Source organism: Stenotrophomonas sp. GD04145, assembly GCF_029835135.1.
Taxonomy (GTDB): domain Bacteria; phylum Pseudomonadota; class Gammaproteobacteria; order Xanthomonadales; family Xanthomonadaceae; genus Stenotrophomonas; species Stenotrophomonas maltophilia_P.
The window spans coordinates 71,909-85,046 of sequence record NZ_JAODZG010000006.1; the positions used below are offsets into that span (position 1 = coordinate 71,909).

Sequence of the window (13,138 nt, forward strand, 5' to 3'; positions counted from 1 at the left end):
CCGGGGCGGCCCCGCCCGCAGCACCCGCCCCCGCGGTTCAGTACTTCAACCGCAGCTCCTCCACCGTCGGCTGCTGCAGCGCATACCAGTCCTGGAACTCTTCCTCGGTGATTTCGTCCGGGGCGTACACCGCCACCGGAGGCCAGTCGTGGTCGGTCGGCAGCGGCTGGCGCGGACCGGCGCGCAGGCTGTAGCTGACGCCCTCATAGTCCACCAGATCGTCGACCTGCGGCCATTGCTCGCGCGCGAACGCGGTTTCACTCTTCAACAGGATCACCTGGTACATCGGCACCTCCACTTCAGGTTGGATCGGAACACCCGGCGCTGGCGGCAGGATACCGCCGCGCCGATGAGAGCGGGAATGACGCCGCGGCGACGCAATGTTCTGGACACCGCCATCGCTCCGGCTTCACCCGCTCGTGGCGAGGCCGTCGGCATCGTGGAGGCCCGTTCCCGCTGCGCCTGCCGATGACCGAACAGCTGCCACTGAAGACCGTCGCCGACCTCAAGCTGCCCCGCTACCTGGGCACCTGGTATGAGATCGCGCGCCTGCCCATGCGCCACGAGCCGGAAGGCTGCACCGATGTCTCGGCGCACTACAGCCTGCTCGACAACGGCAACGTCAGCGTCCACAACCGCTGCCGCATGGACGGCCAGGTCGAGGAGGCCAGCGGCGAAGCCTGCCCCGTCGACAACGACAGCGCGCGCCTGGAAGTGAGCTTCCTGCCCAAGGGCCTGCGCTGGCTGCCCTTCGCCAAGGGCGACTACTGGGTCATCCAGATCGCTCCGGACTACAGCGTGTCGCTGGTTGGCAGCCCCGATCGCCGCTACCTGTGGCTGCTGGCACGCGAGCCGAAGCTGGACGCCACCGTGCGGGACCATTATCTGGCCACGGCGCGGCTGCTGGGCTTCGATCTGTCCGAACTGATCCACACGCCGCACACCGGCCATCCCACCGCCTGACCCATCACCATGGACCTGAAAAGTGGCTATCCCTGGTGGGCCGTACGCAATGGCCTGATCCAGGCATTTCCCCCGCTGGAGGGCGACCTGCGCTGCGATGTGCTGGTGGTCGGCGGCGGCATCACCGGCGCGCTGATCGCCGATGAGCTGTCAGGACACGGTCACGAGGTTGCCCTGATCGAGCAGCGCGACATCGGTTGGGGCAGCACCGCGGCCAGCACCGCGCTGCTGCAGTACGAGATCGACACCCATCTGCTGGAACTGGCCCAGCGCTATGGCCACGACGCGGCCACGCTGGCCTACCGGGCCTGTGCCGAGGCGATCCCGGCACTGGGCGAAGTGGCGCGTGGCCTGAAGGACGTGGACTTCCGGCGCATGGACAGCCTGTACCTGGCCAGTCGCCACCGCGACGTGCCCCGCCTCATGGCCGAGGGCCAGGCACGCCGCAGCGCCGGCCTGGACGCCCGCTGGCTGGGCCCGGAGGCGCTGGCGGAGCGCTTCGATGTGGACGCCGGCGGCGCATTGCTGACCCGGCAGGCAGCGCGGGTCGACCCTTACTGCCTCACCTATGGATTGCTGAAGCGGGTGCGCCAGCGCGGCGGCCACATTCACGATCGCACCGTGCTGCACACGCTGACGCCAGGCACACGGGGCGTAACCGCCCAGACCGAATCAGGCGCGACGATCCGCGCAGGCCACGTGGTGCTGGCGATGGGATACGCCAACCAGCGCTGGCTCTCGCAGCGCGTCGCACGCAACCGCAGCAGCTATGCCTTCATCACCGACCCTGTCGATGCCGCGGTGCTGGGCCCCCTGCAGCGCACGATGGTGTGGGAAAGCGCGCGCCCCTATCTGTATCTGCGGGCCACCGGCGACCGTCGCCTGCTGGTGGGCGGGCTGGACGATGCCATCGATATTCCGGCACGGCGCGACCGGCGGGTGGAAGGCAAGGCAGACAAGCTCATGAAGCAGCTGCTGCACTGGTTTCCCAAGCTCGACCCGGTACCGGCATTCTCATGGGCCGGTACCTTCGCCGAGACCGCCGACGGATTGCCGTTCTTCGGCCCGCATGAACAGTGGGGGCCGCGCGTGCACCTGGCAATGGCCTACGGCGGCAACGGCATCACCTATTCCATGATCGGCGCACAGCTGCTGCGGGCCCGCATCGAGCGGCGCAAGCATCCGCTGGCGGAGCTGTTCGGGTTCGGGCGGCTGTGACCTGCAGCCGGGCATGGCCCGGCTCTACCCCAATCCGGCGCCGACAGGCATCATTCAAGCACGCCCTGCTAGCGTCGGCCTGTAACGCCGCGTGTGGCGTGGTCCCTGTCCGCTGGAGCGCCAAGATGATCCGCCCCCTGACCCTGCTGTTGTGCCTGGCCCTGCCCGGGACCGTGCTCGCCCAGTCCGCTGCCGGCGCCACCGCACCGCAGGCATCCGGGCTGGATCTGACATTGCCGCAGGCGCCGATGCGTTACCTCAACGATCCGACGTTGCAGCAGGACCCGCCGGGCACCTACTACGGTGACAAGAGTGGCCCACGCGTGCACGACGATGCCCGCATCGCCGACGTGCAGGACGACAAGGTGAAGGTCTCCGGCAGTTTCACCACCGGCATCGGGTACTCCAAGCGGGGCGGCAACAGCCACTACAACGCCGCCACGCTGAATCTGAGCAAGAACTACACCACCGACGAGGGCAAGACCCGCGGGGTGAACCTCAACATCCACGTCAGCGAAGGCGAGGGCCCGGGCTTCTTCGGCCCGTATGGCGGCTACTACGGTCGCGGCCCCGGCTACTGGGACTACCCGCCGCCCTACGGCTGGTAAGCAGCGCCGGGCCATGCCCGGCGAGCGCAGCGCATGCATCAGGCCGCCGGGCATGGCCCGGCGCTGCCCGAGGTGCTCAATCCAGCCAGCCGTCGCGTTCGCTGTGCAGGATGCGGCCGTCATAGCCGCTCAGGCGCACCTCGACCTTCTGGTTGCGGGCATTGCGCGCTTCCAGCGACCAGGTGGCGCCATCGCGCTCCAGCGAGTGGATCTCGCGCAGGCCCTGCGACTGTGCCTTGGCCAGCACCTGCTCGGTCGGCAGCAGCGCGCGGCCGTTGTGCTCGTCGAAGATCTCGCCGGTCTTCGGGTCCACGTAGACCTCGCTGAAGCGGCCATCGGCGCGGCTGACGTCGGCTTCCCACAGGCCGTCATCGCGTTCGATCTCGTGGATCTGGGTGTAGCCGGCCTTGCGCAGGGCCTGCTCGGCCTGGGCCATGCCCAGCGGTGCAGCGTGCACGGCCGGCGCAATGGCCAGCACGGCGACGGTGGCGAGGGTGAGCGACTTCAGCATGGGAGTTCTCCTGTTCGTGGCCGGACCATTCCGGCAGCACCACGATGCCGCGGTCGGCTAACAGCCCCTTAGCGGCCATCGTTAGTCGGCTGTTAGTCAGCGGTGCCATGCTCGCGCCTGTCGCCATCGCCCGAGGATCCGTTACCGATGCTGGTCTCCCTGCCCCTGCTGCTGGCCCTGGCCACTCCGGGCTCCGCTGCCGGCCCTGCGCCGGACCCGGCGCAGCAGGTCGCGCGCCGCGCCGTGCAGCAGGGCCGTTACGTGCCCCTGGAACAGGTGGTGCGCGACGCGCTCAGGCGCCAGCCCGGCCAACTGCTGGAGGTGGAGCTGGACGACGCGGTGTACGAGGTGGAGATCCTGCGTGACGACGGCGCAGTGGTGGAGCTGGACTATGATGCGCGCAACGGGACGTTGTTGAAGATGGAACTGGACGACTGATGCGGATCCTGCTTGCCGAGGATGACACCGAGCTGGCCAAACGCCTGCAGCCCCTGCTGGAGCAGGCCGGCTACGTGGTCGATGTGGCCACCGATGGCCGTCGTGCGGAAGAGATCGGCCAGATCGAGGACCTGCATGCCGCGGTCGTCGATCTTGGCCTGCCCGGCCTGGATGGACTGAGCGTGATCGAGCGCTGGCGTGCCCATGGCCGCGATTTTCCGGTGCTGGTGCTGACCGCACGCAGCCGCTGGCACGACAAGCTGGCCGGCTTCGATGCAGGCGCCGATGACTACCTGACCAAACCGTTCCAGGCCGATGAACTGGTGCTGCGCCTGCGTGCCCTGATCCGCCGCAGCCGGGGCCACGCCAGCCCGCGCCTGCAGTGCGGCCCCCTGCAGCTTGACGTCAACGCCGGTCGCTTTGAACTGGACGGGCAACCGTTGCCGCTGAGTCCCCAGGAGTTCCGCGTACTGAGTTACTTCATCCATCACGCCGGCCGCGTGATCAGCCGCGACCGCCTCGGCGAACAGGTCTTCGAAGGCGGTTACGATCCGGACTCCAACGCGCTGGACGTGCTGCTTGGCCGGGTGCGGCGCAAGCTGGGCGTGGAACTGATCCATACCGTGCGTGGCCAGGGTTGGCGGCTGGCCGAGGCATGAGCGCGCGCCAGCCTTCATTGCGGCGGCGGCTGCTGCTGGTGGGGGGCATCGGCCTGGTGCTGGTGTCGGTGCTGGCCAGCGTGCTGCTGGGCGAGCTGTTCAAGCGCAGCGCGCGCGACCGTCTTGACGGCGAGTTGCAGCAGGACATGTTGACTCTGCTCGCGCAGGCGGAGATCGATCCCGACGGACAGCTGCGGCTGCGCCAGGAACCCAACGACGCGCGCTTCCAGCGTGTGTTCTCCGGCGCCTACTGGCAGATCACCGACCACAACGGCAAGGTGCTGCTGCAGTCGCGCTCGCTGTGGGACCAGACCCTGCCGGTCACGGCCACCGGCCCGGCCGAGCGCAATCTGAGCGGGCCGATGCAGCAATCGCTGCGTGCCCGTGTGCAGCAGGTGCGCCTGCCACGTGCATCGCAGCCCTACATTGCGCTGGTTGCCCATGATCGCAGCGCGCTGGACGCGGACACCGCCGCCTTCCGTCAGCGCAGCGCGCTGGCGCTGGGCCTGCTGGTCGCGGCTTGGCTGGCGGTGCTGGCCAGCCAGGTGCATTTCGGCCTGCGCCCACTGCGCGGCCTGGGCCAGCAGCTGGAACGCATCCGCCGTGGCGATGCCGAGCGCATCGACCGCAGCCGGCTGGATCTGGAGATCGCGCCGCTGGCCGATGAGCTCGATGCCCTGCTCGATCACCACCAGCGCATGGTCGCGCGCGCGCGCAGCAGCGCCGAGGACTTGGCGCATGCGCTGAAGACGCCGCTGAGCGTGCTGGCGGCCGAGGCGGAGGGTGAAGGACGCGGCTGGCGGCGCACGGTGCACGAACAGGGCGCGCGCATGCGTGCGAGCATCGACCGCTACCTGGCCGCCGGCCTGGCCGTGGACCACCACCAGCGCAGCGATGTGGCGCCCGCGGTGGAGGCATTGTGCCGATTGATGACCCGCGTGCATGCCGGCCGCCGCATCCGCTTCCAGATGGACGTGGCACACGGGCTGGCCTTCGCCGGCGCAGCCACCGACCTGGAGGAGATGCTGGGCAACCTGCTGGACAACGCCGGCAAATGGGCCGCCAGCGAAGTACGCCTGCGGGCCCTGGCCAAACAGGACCGGCTGCATATCGAAGTGCGCGATGACGGCCCGGGGCTGGACGAAGCCAAGCTGGAGAGTGTCCTGCAGCGTGGCGTACGCCTGGACGAACGGGTGGAAGGCAGCGGCCTGGGCCTTGCGATCGCCGCGGAGATCGCCGCCAGCCACGGCGGCTCACTGCGCCTTTCCAACGAGAACCCGGGACTGCGCGCACGGCTGGAACTGCCGCTGGCCCCGACGGACGCCCCGCCTCCCCGGTAGAGCCGCCCCGGCGCTGCACGACCCGCCTCAGCGGTGATGCATCCACCAGCAGTCGATGGCGTCGAGCACGATGTGGATCACCAGGCCGATGCCCACCAGGCGGGTCTTCTTCGGCACGCACAACCCGGCATACACCGCGATCGCCGGCGCGGTGTGCAACGGGTGGAAGCCGATGCTGCAGCGGTTCGGCGCGTAGATCGGATCGGCCACCAGATGGTCGAGGTCGATGATCCAGCCCAGCAGCATCAGCAACCACGCCGACGCAAAGCGCTTGCGCCAGAACAGCCATGCCAGCAGGGCTGGCACGGCGGCATGCAGGAACAGGTGGAAGATCGCGCGGGCGCTCATCAGGACTGATAGCGCCGGGCCATGTCCGGCGTTGCCGCAGGCATCAGACCAGCGGCTCGTCGGACAGGTAGGTGTAGCCGGTCAGGCCCGCCTCCAGCGCCTGCGACAGTTCCTGCGCACGCTCCGGCGACAGCCCGGCGGCAGCCACGCGCTGGGCATAGGCCGCGCGCAGGTCGTCCAGCCGGTAGCCCACGTAGTCCAGCATCACGTCGGTGGTGTCGCCACGACGCTGCTGGGTGATCGCGTAGCCGTCCGCATCGGCCACCACTTCCACCGCGTCGGTGTCACCGAACAGATTGTGGATGTCGCCCAGGATCTCCTGGTAGGCACCGACCATGAAGAAGCCGATGCGGTAGCTCTCGCCGTGCTTGATCGCGTGCAGCGGCAGCGAACTGTCCAGGCTCTCGTTCTCGACATAGGTCTTGACCATGCCGTCCGAGTCGCAGGTCATGTCGGCAATGATGCCGCGACGGTCCGGCACTTCGTCCAGCCGCTCGATCGGCACGATCGGGAACACCTGGTCGATGGCCCACGCGTCGGGAATCGATTCGAACACGCTGAAGTTGACGAAGTACTTGTCGACCAGGCGCTCGTTCAGTTCATCCAGCGCCGGACGGTGGCTCTTCTCGTCATAGCTCAGGCGCGCACGCACGCCGTGGGCGATGGCGTAGAACAGGTCGTCGATGCGCGCACGCTGCGGCAGGTCGATCTGGCCCAGCGCGTAGCTGGACAGGCCTTCGGCATGGAAGTGCTGCGCCTCCTGGAACAGTTCCACCGCCGGGCGCACGTCCAGTTCCTCGTGGATCTCGCGCAGATGACGGATCGACGCCGGCTCGTCATCGTGCTGGTCCGGCACGCGGCCTTCCTGCGCCTGCTCCACTTCGGACACATTCGCGATCAGCACTGCATGGTGCGCGGTCATCGCACGGCCGCACTCGGTAACGATGCGCGGGGGGGGCAGGCCGTGCTCTTCGCAGGCGTTGGCCAGCGGCTGCACGATGTTGCTGGCATACGAATTCAAGCCGTAGTTGATCGAGCAGAAGCTGCGCGAACGGGTGCCTTCGTAATCAACGCCCAGGCCGCCGCCCACGTCCACATGGGTGATCTTCGCGCCCAGCTGCGACAGTTCAACGAAGTAGCGGGTGGCTTCGCGCATGCCGTTGGCGATGTCGCGCACGTTGGAGATCTGCGAGCCCATATGGAAGTGCAGCAGGCTCAGGCAATCGGCGTACTCGGTATCGCGCAGCGACTTCCACAGGTCCAGCAGCTGGCGCGGGGACAGGCCGAACTTGGCCTTGTCGCCCCCGCTGTTCTGCCACTTGCCGGCGCCCAGCGACGCCAGCCGCATGCGCACGCCCAGGCCGGGCTTCACGTCCAGCGCCTTGGACTCTTCCAGCACCAGCTTCAGCTCGGACGGCTTCTCGATGACGATGAAGGTCTGCAGGCCCAGCTTGCGACCGATCAGGGCCAGGCGGATGTACTCACGGTCCTTGTAGCCGTTGCAGACGATCAGGCCGCCCGGGCGCGACAGTGCCAGCACCGCCATCAGCTCCGGCTTGCTGCCCGCTTCCAGGCCGAAGCCCTCGCCGTGGTGGCTGGCCAGGGTACCGGCCACGCCGCGGTGCTGGTTGACCTTGATCGGGTACACCGCGGTGTAACCACCCGCGTAATCCCAGTCCTGCTGGGCCTGGGCGAATGCCGCCTGCAGCTTGCCCAGGCGCTGGCCGAGGATGTCCGGGAAGCGCACCAGCAGTGGCAGCTTGGCGCCCGCCTCGCGGGCGGCGTCCACCACCTTGGGCAGCGACACCACCGGGCCGTCCGCCCCGGTCGGTCTCACCACCATGTGCCCGGCCTGATCCACGTCGAAGTAACCATCCGCCCAATGCGGGATCGAGTAGGTCTTGCGGGCTTGGTCGAGGGACCAATCGGTCATTTCAGTCGGCCTTGTTGGCAATAAAAGGGGGGGCATGATAACGCCTATATGCCCACAGGTTCGTTATCATGCGCGCCCGCGCCCGTGACCCGGCTCCTGCCGGACCTGAACAGGCCGATCCGTCCGGATGTGGCTTGCGCCACGCGGCCCCGTGCCGCCAACCCGGCTCTACCCCCTCCGAACAGGACCCCAGAAGGACACGTCCCATGACTGACAGCAACAACTGGTACATCGAGCATTTCGAGCGCACCGGCTCGGCCATCGGCTACCGCATCACCGGCAAGCTGGACGAGGTGCAGTCGCCCTTCCAGAAGATCGAGATCTTCCAGACCACCGACTGGGGCAACCTGATGACCATCGATGGCGCCATCATGCTGACCAGCAAGGACAACTTCTTCTATCACGAGATGATCAGCCACCCGGTGCTGTTCACCCACGCCGCCCCCAAGCGCGTGGTGATCATCGGTGGCGGCGACTGCGGCACCCTGCGCGAAGTGCTCAAGCACAAGGGCGTGGAGAGCGTGACCCAGTGCGACATCGACGAGCAGGTCACGGTGATGGCGCGCAAGCACTTCCCGGAGCTGTGCGACTCCAACGACGATCCGCGCGCCGAACTGCTGTTCGACGACGGTGTGGCCTACATGGCCAACTGCCCGGCCGGCAGCGTGGACGTGGTGATCGTGGACTCCACCGACCCGGTCGGCCCGGGCGAAGGCCTGTTCAACAAGGCCTTCTACGAGAGCTGCTTCAAGGCGCTGAGGGATGATGGCATCCTGGTGCAGCAGTCCGAATCGCCGCTGATGCAGCTGGAACTTATCAACGAGATGCGTGCCGAGATGGGCAAGGCCGGCTTCGGTTCGTTCAAGACCCTGCCGTTCCCGCAGCCGTGCTACCCGACCGGCTGGTGGAGCGTGACCATGGCGCGCAAGGGCGACAGCAGCTTCGACTTCCGCCAGGCTGATTCGGCCGCCAAGACCTTCACGACCCTGTACTACACCGCCGCGCTGCACACCGGCGTGCTGGTGACCCCGCCGTTCGTGCAGGCGGCATTGAAGTAAAGAAAAACCCGCGCTGGCGACAGCGCGGGTTGTTCGTGTTCCGGTAGCGCCGGGCCATGCCCGGCGGCCGTTCGATCAGATCGCCCAGATTCCGGCAATCACCGCCGCCACCAGGCCCCACTTGATGACCTGGTAGGCCACCACGCTGCGCTCGCGCAGCGCCTTGGCCTTCAGGCGCACCTTGTACAGGCTGCCGAATGCCTTGTTGACACCCCCGGTCGGATCACCTGGCAGGTTCGGCGAAGCGCCACCGGCCAGCAGCGTGGCGGCCACCGCACGGTTGAACAGGCCCGGCAGGCCGAAGCGCAGCGGGCGCGCGATGTCGCAGAACAGGATCACTCGGTCCTGCTCGGTCTCGTTATGCGCGTGGTGGATGTAGGTTTCGTCGAACATCATCCACTCGCCGTCGCGCCAGCTCTTCCGGATGCCGTCCACTTCGATGTAGCAGGCATCATCGTTGGGGGTGCTCAGGCCCAGGTGCAGGCGCAGCGAACCGGCGAACGGATCGCGGTGCGGACGCAGCTCGCTGCCCGGCGGCAGCTGCGCGAACATCGCTGCGCGAACATCCGGAATCGACTCGATCAGGGCCACGGTCTTCGGGCACAGCGTCTTCGCTGACGGGTGCGAGGGGCCGTACCAGCGCAGGTAGAAGCGCTTCCAGCCACGGCGGAAGAACGAGTTGAAGCCCGCATCGTTGAAACTGCTGGACGCAGCGATCTTCTGCGCATCGCGCAGCGCCAGCGCCTCGTCACGGATCATCTGCCAGTTCTGGCGCAGGGGTTCCAGCTGCGGGAACTCCTTGCCCGGGTCCAGAAACGGCGTGGTCGGCACCTTCGAGAACATGTACATGACCACGTTGATCGGGGCCATGAAACTGGAGTGGTCCAGCAGCTGGCGCGACCAGCGCGCGCGGACCCTGCCACGGAAGTGGATGTACAGCACGCAGGCCACGAACAGCACTGCCAGTACGATCTTGATCATCAAAAACTTTCCTCCGGCGGCAGCCGGAACGGGAATCAGGGGGCGATGCACGGCGCAGGCGGCCGGCATCGGTGGCAACGCGGCAGGGGACGGGGACGTGCCGGAACGGGGCGGCCGCCGATGTCGCGGATGAACAGCTTATGGTCGGCAGGCCGTGCGCCGGGGTCAAGCCACACGTGCGCCATGTTCAGCGGCGCTTGGCTGAACGGGTGAATTTCTTCTTCAACTTATTGATTTTCAATGCCTCAAACCGAAAAGTGAGACGAAATTGTCCGCCCGTGCGCGACGAACTGTTCCAGCCACGGCCCCGACATTTCTCCGACAGAACGTGGATTAGCGAACTTGCCGGTACTAAAATTGACTTAACGAAAGTTTAGCCAGTTTCCCCGCCTCACCGGTTCGCTTGACGCTTCAGCGCCGCCCACCGGGTCGTCCGAGACCCCGCCATGCCCCTTCCTGCCTCCCCCTGCCAGACCTGCGGCGATGACGCCACCACGCCCCTGCTGCTCAAGCGTGGCGAACGCCTGCTGGCTCCCGATGTCTATCGCACCTGCCTAGATGGCCGCGAGGCCGTCATCAAGGACTACTCCCGCTATCGCGGCACGCCGCTGTCGCTGGTCGCACGCCTGATGGTGCGCCGTGAAGCGCGCATGCTGCAGCGCCTGGGCGGCTGGAAGCACGCGCCAGCGCTGCTGGGAACACTGGGAGGCCTGGCACTGGGCATGGAGTTCATTCCCGGCCAGACCCTCAGCACCGCCCAGGCAGTCGGCAATGAAGTGTTCGAGCAGCTGCAGCACGCACTCAGCCGCCTGCATGCGGCCGGCATCACCCATAACGATCTGCACGGCACCAACGTGGTGGTCAGCGGCGGCGTACCAGTGCTGCTGGACTTCACCTCGGCCTGGCGCGCACCGCGCTGGCTGCGCCGCAATCCGCTGACCCGGCAGATGCGCCGCAGCGACATGAAGAACCTGCTGAAGATCCGCCAGCGCGTGACCGGGCAGGCGCCCAGCGCCACCCAGGCCGCCCTGGTGGCCGACCCCGGCTGGGTGGCCGCAGTGCGCCAGGGCTGGAAGCGGTTCTACAAGTGGGCGAAGCGCCGGTAAGCGTCGCTCCGCTCACCGCTTTACCGCTCCTTGTAGAGCCGAGCCCATGCTCGGCTGCTCTTTGTAGAGTCGAGCAAGCTCGACTCTACATGACGGCGGAACGGCAGCCGAGCATCGGCTCGGCTCTACAACATCCCGCCGGACGGCTTACAGCGCGTCTGCGTCCAGCTCGCCGGTGCGGATACGCACCACGCTGCCCAGGTCATACACGAATACCTTGCCGTCGCCGATCTTGCCGGTACCGGCCGCCTTGACGATGGCTTCCACCACCGCCTCCACCTGGTCATCGGTCACGGCCACTTCCAGCTTCACCTTCGGCAGGAAGTCGACCACGTACTCGGCGCCACGGTACAGCTCGGTATGCCCCTTCTGGCGGCCGAAGCCCTTGACCTCCGTCACCGTGATGCCGGTGACGCCACGCTCGGCCAGCGCTTCGCGCACGTCGTCGAGCTTGAACGGCTTGATCACCGCCATGACCATCTTCATCGTCGATCTCCTGTCTTCCGGCGTGGAGGATAGCGCCTGAACGCGCCCGGTGCGACGCCGCGGCTGCCTGTCCGGGCAGCGCGCGCCGGCAGTATCCTTGTGGCTGAACGGCCTGCCCGCGCCTGATGCGCGGGCGCCACCCACGGAGCACCCCATGATCGACCTGAACCAAATCGATGACCTCGCCCGCCGCCTCAGCGACCTGGTGCCGCCGGGCCTGCGCGAATCACGCGAGGAACTGCAGGCCACCTTCAAGAGCGCGCTGCAGGCTGGGCTGGCCAAGCTCGATCTGGTCACGCGCGAGGAATTTGAGGTGCAGCGCGCGGTGCTGCTGAAGACCCGCCAGAAGCTGGATGCGCTGGAAACAGCGGTGCGCGAGCTGGAAGGGCGCCGCGCCGCAGAATGAAAAAGGAGGCGCGCTGCGCCTCCCACTTACAGATTATTTCCCGGATGGGGCCTTGCAGCAAGGCCCACCTGGCCCCCTAGACTCGCCGGCCTGTCGATCCGGCAGGACAACCTTGGGGGTATCGCGATGACGCAGGACACCGAATGGACACCCGTTTCGCAGGACACCTGCGATCAGGTCGCCGGGCCGTTCTATCACGGCACCCGGGCCGACCTGGCCACGGGCGATCTGCTGGTTGCCGGCTACGGCTCCAACTATCGCGATGGCGTGGTGATGAACCACATCTACTTCACCACGATTGCCAAAGGTGCCGGGCTGGCCGCGGAGATGGCCCGGGGCGAGGGGCGGCCGCGTGTGTACGTGGTGGCACCGACCGGGCCGTTCGAGGACGACCCGAACGTCACCAACAAGAAGTTTCCCGGGAACCCGACGCGGTCGTATCGCAGTGCGCAGCCGCTGCGGATTGTCGGTGAGATCACCGAGTGGGAACCCTACGATGCGGACTTCATCCGGCAGTTGAGGGAATTCGTCGCATCGGGGAGTGGCGAGATCATCAACTGATGGTCTATTGGTGCTGAGCGTTGCGCACATCTTCATCGGCATCGTAGATGTCAAGGCCGAGCTCGATGCCGCGCTTTCCCAGGGCGAGCAGGACCTTGGGCGAAAGCGAGACACCATCATTGCTGCTGCCCATGAAAAGGCCGCAGAACAGGTCAGGCCGGAACCGTGCCAGCGACTTCCATATGGCGGGATCTCCGGTGAGCTGATCAAGGATCTCAAAAATCTGAGCCTCCAGATCTTCAGGCTCACGACGCATCGCGGCCATTCGCCAGCTTCCGGTCCTGGCGATACGCACGACGCCCGAGTGGCTGCCTCCAAGTTCCTGGCCCTTGTGATGCGAGGCGGTTGGAGCCGCCCCCAGCAGGGCACTGATCTCATCCGGCAGAAGGTCGTCGCCGAAAAATCGAAGCGTTACCAGGGAATGATCGAATGCTGCCATTGAAGTCGGGTCGTCTTTTCGGAATGTCTTTCAGTATGCGCGTCCCGTCAATGTCAGCCTTGATCGGACCTGCGCGATTGCCC

General features: G+C 66.9%; 17 protein-coding genes. 10 read left to right on the plus strand and 7 right to left on the minus strand.

What is annotated here, in order from left to right:
• Positions 1–37: 37 nt before the first annotated feature.
• Positions 38–286: a hypothetical protein gene (locus N7367_RS05290; RefSeq protein ID WP_053520409.1), complete on the minus strand. Its 249-nt coding sequence runs from the start codon at positions 284–286 to the stop codon at positions 38–40.
• A 182-nt stretch (positions 287–468) separates the two neighbouring features.
• On the opposite strand from N7367_RS05290, the gene N7367_RS05295 reads away from it, so the two are divergent.
• From N7367_RS05295 to N7367_RS05305, 3 genes are all read left to right on the plus strand, one after another.
• On the plus strand, positions 469–963 hold the full coding sequence (locus N7367_RS05295) for a lipocalin family protein (RefSeq protein ID WP_279941875.1): 495 nt from the start codon (positions 469–471) through the stop codon (positions 961–963).
• A 9-nt stretch (positions 964–972) separates the two neighbouring features.
• Positions 973–2,181 (plus strand): FAD-dependent oxidoreductase, encoded by a 1,209-nt coding sequence (locus N7367_RS05300; RefSeq protein ID WP_164151940.1) that lies wholly within the window; start codon positions 973–975, stop codon positions 2,179–2,181.
• Between the two features lie 125 nt (positions 2,182–2,306).
• The gene (locus N7367_RS05305) at positions 2,307–2,789 is read left to right on the plus strand and encodes a hypothetical protein (RefSeq protein WP_074900053.1); all 483 of its coding nucleotides are present in this window, start codon (positions 2,307–2,309) and stop codon (positions 2,787–2,789) included.
• 76 nt (positions 2,790–2,865) lie between these two features.
• On the opposite strand, the gene N7367_RS05310 is transcribed toward N7367_RS05305, so the two are convergent.
• Complete coding sequence (locus N7367_RS05310; protein WP_180875589.1) at positions 2,866–3,300, minus strand: PepSY domain-containing protein; 435 nt, start codon at positions 3,298–3,300, stop codon at positions 2,866–2,868.
• Between the two features lie 147 nt (positions 3,301–3,447).
• Between N7367_RS05310 and N7367_RS05315 the strand changes: the two genes are divergently transcribed.
• Genes N7367_RS05315 through N7367_RS05325 form a run of 3 tightly spaced genes read left to right on the plus strand, consistent with a single transcriptional unit; the run spans position 3,448 to position 5,737 of the window.
• Positions 3,448–3,738 (plus strand): PepSY domain-containing protein, encoded by a 291-nt coding sequence (locus tag N7367_RS05315; RefSeq protein WP_053520369.1) that lies wholly within the window; start codon positions 3,448–3,450, stop codon positions 3,736–3,738.
• Positions 3,738–4,397, plus strand: a complete 660-nt coding sequence (locus N7367_RS05320; RefSeq protein WP_053520370.1) for a response regulator transcription factor — start codon at positions 3,738–3,740, stop codon at positions 4,395–4,397. Before N7367_RS05315 ends, N7367_RS05320 begins: the two co-directional genes overlap by 1 nt.
• Positions 4,394–5,737 (plus strand): HAMP domain-containing sensor histidine kinase, encoded by a 1,344-nt coding sequence (locus N7367_RS05325; protein ID WP_197572272.1) that lies wholly within the window; start codon positions 4,394–4,396, stop codon positions 5,735–5,737. Before N7367_RS05320 ends, N7367_RS05325 begins: the two co-directional genes overlap by 4 nt.
• A gap of 27 nt (positions 5,738–5,764) precedes the next feature.
• Here the strand turns inward: N7367_RS05325 and N7367_RS05330 are convergent, their stop codons facing one another.
• Both N7367_RS05330 and speA read right to left on the minus strand, forming a co-directional pair.
• Positions 5,765–6,085 carry a DUF6122 family protein gene (locus N7367_RS05330; RefSeq protein ID WP_279941876.1) on the minus strand — a complete coding sequence of 107 codons (321 nt, stop codon included), beginning with the start codon at positions 6,083–6,085 and terminating at the stop codon, positions 5,765–5,767.
• Positions 6,086–6,128: 43 nt separating this feature from the next.
• Positions 6,129–8,018 carry an arginine decarboxylase gene (gene speA, locus N7367_RS05335; protein ID WP_053520373.1) on the minus strand — a complete coding sequence of 630 codons (1,890 nt, stop codon included), beginning with the start codon at positions 8,016–8,018 and terminating at the stop codon, positions 6,129–6,131.
• 206 nt (positions 8,019–8,224) lie between these two features.
• Between speA and speE the strand changes: the two genes are divergently transcribed.
• Positions 8,225–9,076 carry a polyamine aminopropyltransferase gene (gene speE, locus N7367_RS05340; RefSeq protein ID WP_279941877.1) on the plus strand — a complete coding sequence of 284 codons (852 nt, stop codon included), beginning with the start codon at positions 8,225–8,227 and terminating at the stop codon, positions 9,074–9,076.
• 75 nt (positions 9,077–9,151) lie between these two features.
• Here the strand turns inward: speE and N7367_RS05345 are convergent, their stop codons facing one another.
• Positions 9,152–10,057 (minus strand): aspartyl/asparaginyl beta-hydroxylase domain-containing protein, encoded by a 906-nt coding sequence (locus N7367_RS05345; protein ID WP_065181515.1) that lies wholly within the window; start codon positions 10,055–10,057, stop codon positions 9,152–9,154.
• 446 nt (positions 10,058–10,503) lie between these two features.
• On the opposite strand from N7367_RS05345, the gene N7367_RS05350 reads away from it, so the two are divergent.
• A complete protein-coding gene (locus tag N7367_RS05350; protein ID WP_053518133.1) occupies positions 10,504–11,163 on the plus strand; it encodes an RIO1 family regulatory kinase/ATPase in 660 nt (219 codons plus the stop codon).
• 147 nt (positions 11,164–11,310) lie between these two features.
• Here N7367_RS05350 and N7367_RS05355 read toward each other — a convergent pair whose 3' ends face one another.
• Positions 11,311–11,649: a P-II family nitrogen regulator gene (locus tag N7367_RS05355; protein WP_005411374.1), complete on the minus strand. Its 339-nt coding sequence runs from the start codon at positions 11,647–11,649 to the stop codon at positions 11,311–11,313.
• 154 nt (positions 11,650–11,803) lie between these two features.
• Here N7367_RS05355 and N7367_RS05360 point away from each other — a divergent pair, with 154 nt between their 5' ends.
• Both N7367_RS05360 and arr read left to right on the plus strand, forming a co-directional pair.
• Entirely contained in the window at positions 11,804–12,055 is a 252-nt protein-coding gene (locus N7367_RS05360) for an accessory factor UbiK family protein (RefSeq protein WP_053518135.1), read from the plus strand.
• A gap of 126 nt (positions 12,056–12,181) precedes the next feature.
• A complete protein-coding gene (gene arr, locus N7367_RS05365) occupies positions 12,182–12,616 on the plus strand; it encodes an NAD(+)--rifampin ADP-ribosyltransferase (protein WP_074900061.1) in 435 nt (144 codons plus the stop codon).
• A gap of 4 nt (positions 12,617–12,620) precedes the next feature.
• On the opposite strand, the gene N7367_RS05370 is transcribed toward arr, so the two are convergent.
• Positions 12,621–13,055 carry a DUF4279 domain-containing protein gene (locus tag N7367_RS05370; RefSeq protein WP_164151932.1) on the minus strand — a complete coding sequence of 145 codons (435 nt, stop codon included), beginning with the start codon at positions 13,053–13,055 and terminating at the stop codon, positions 12,621–12,623.
• Positions 13,056–13,138: the final 83 nt, after the last annotated feature.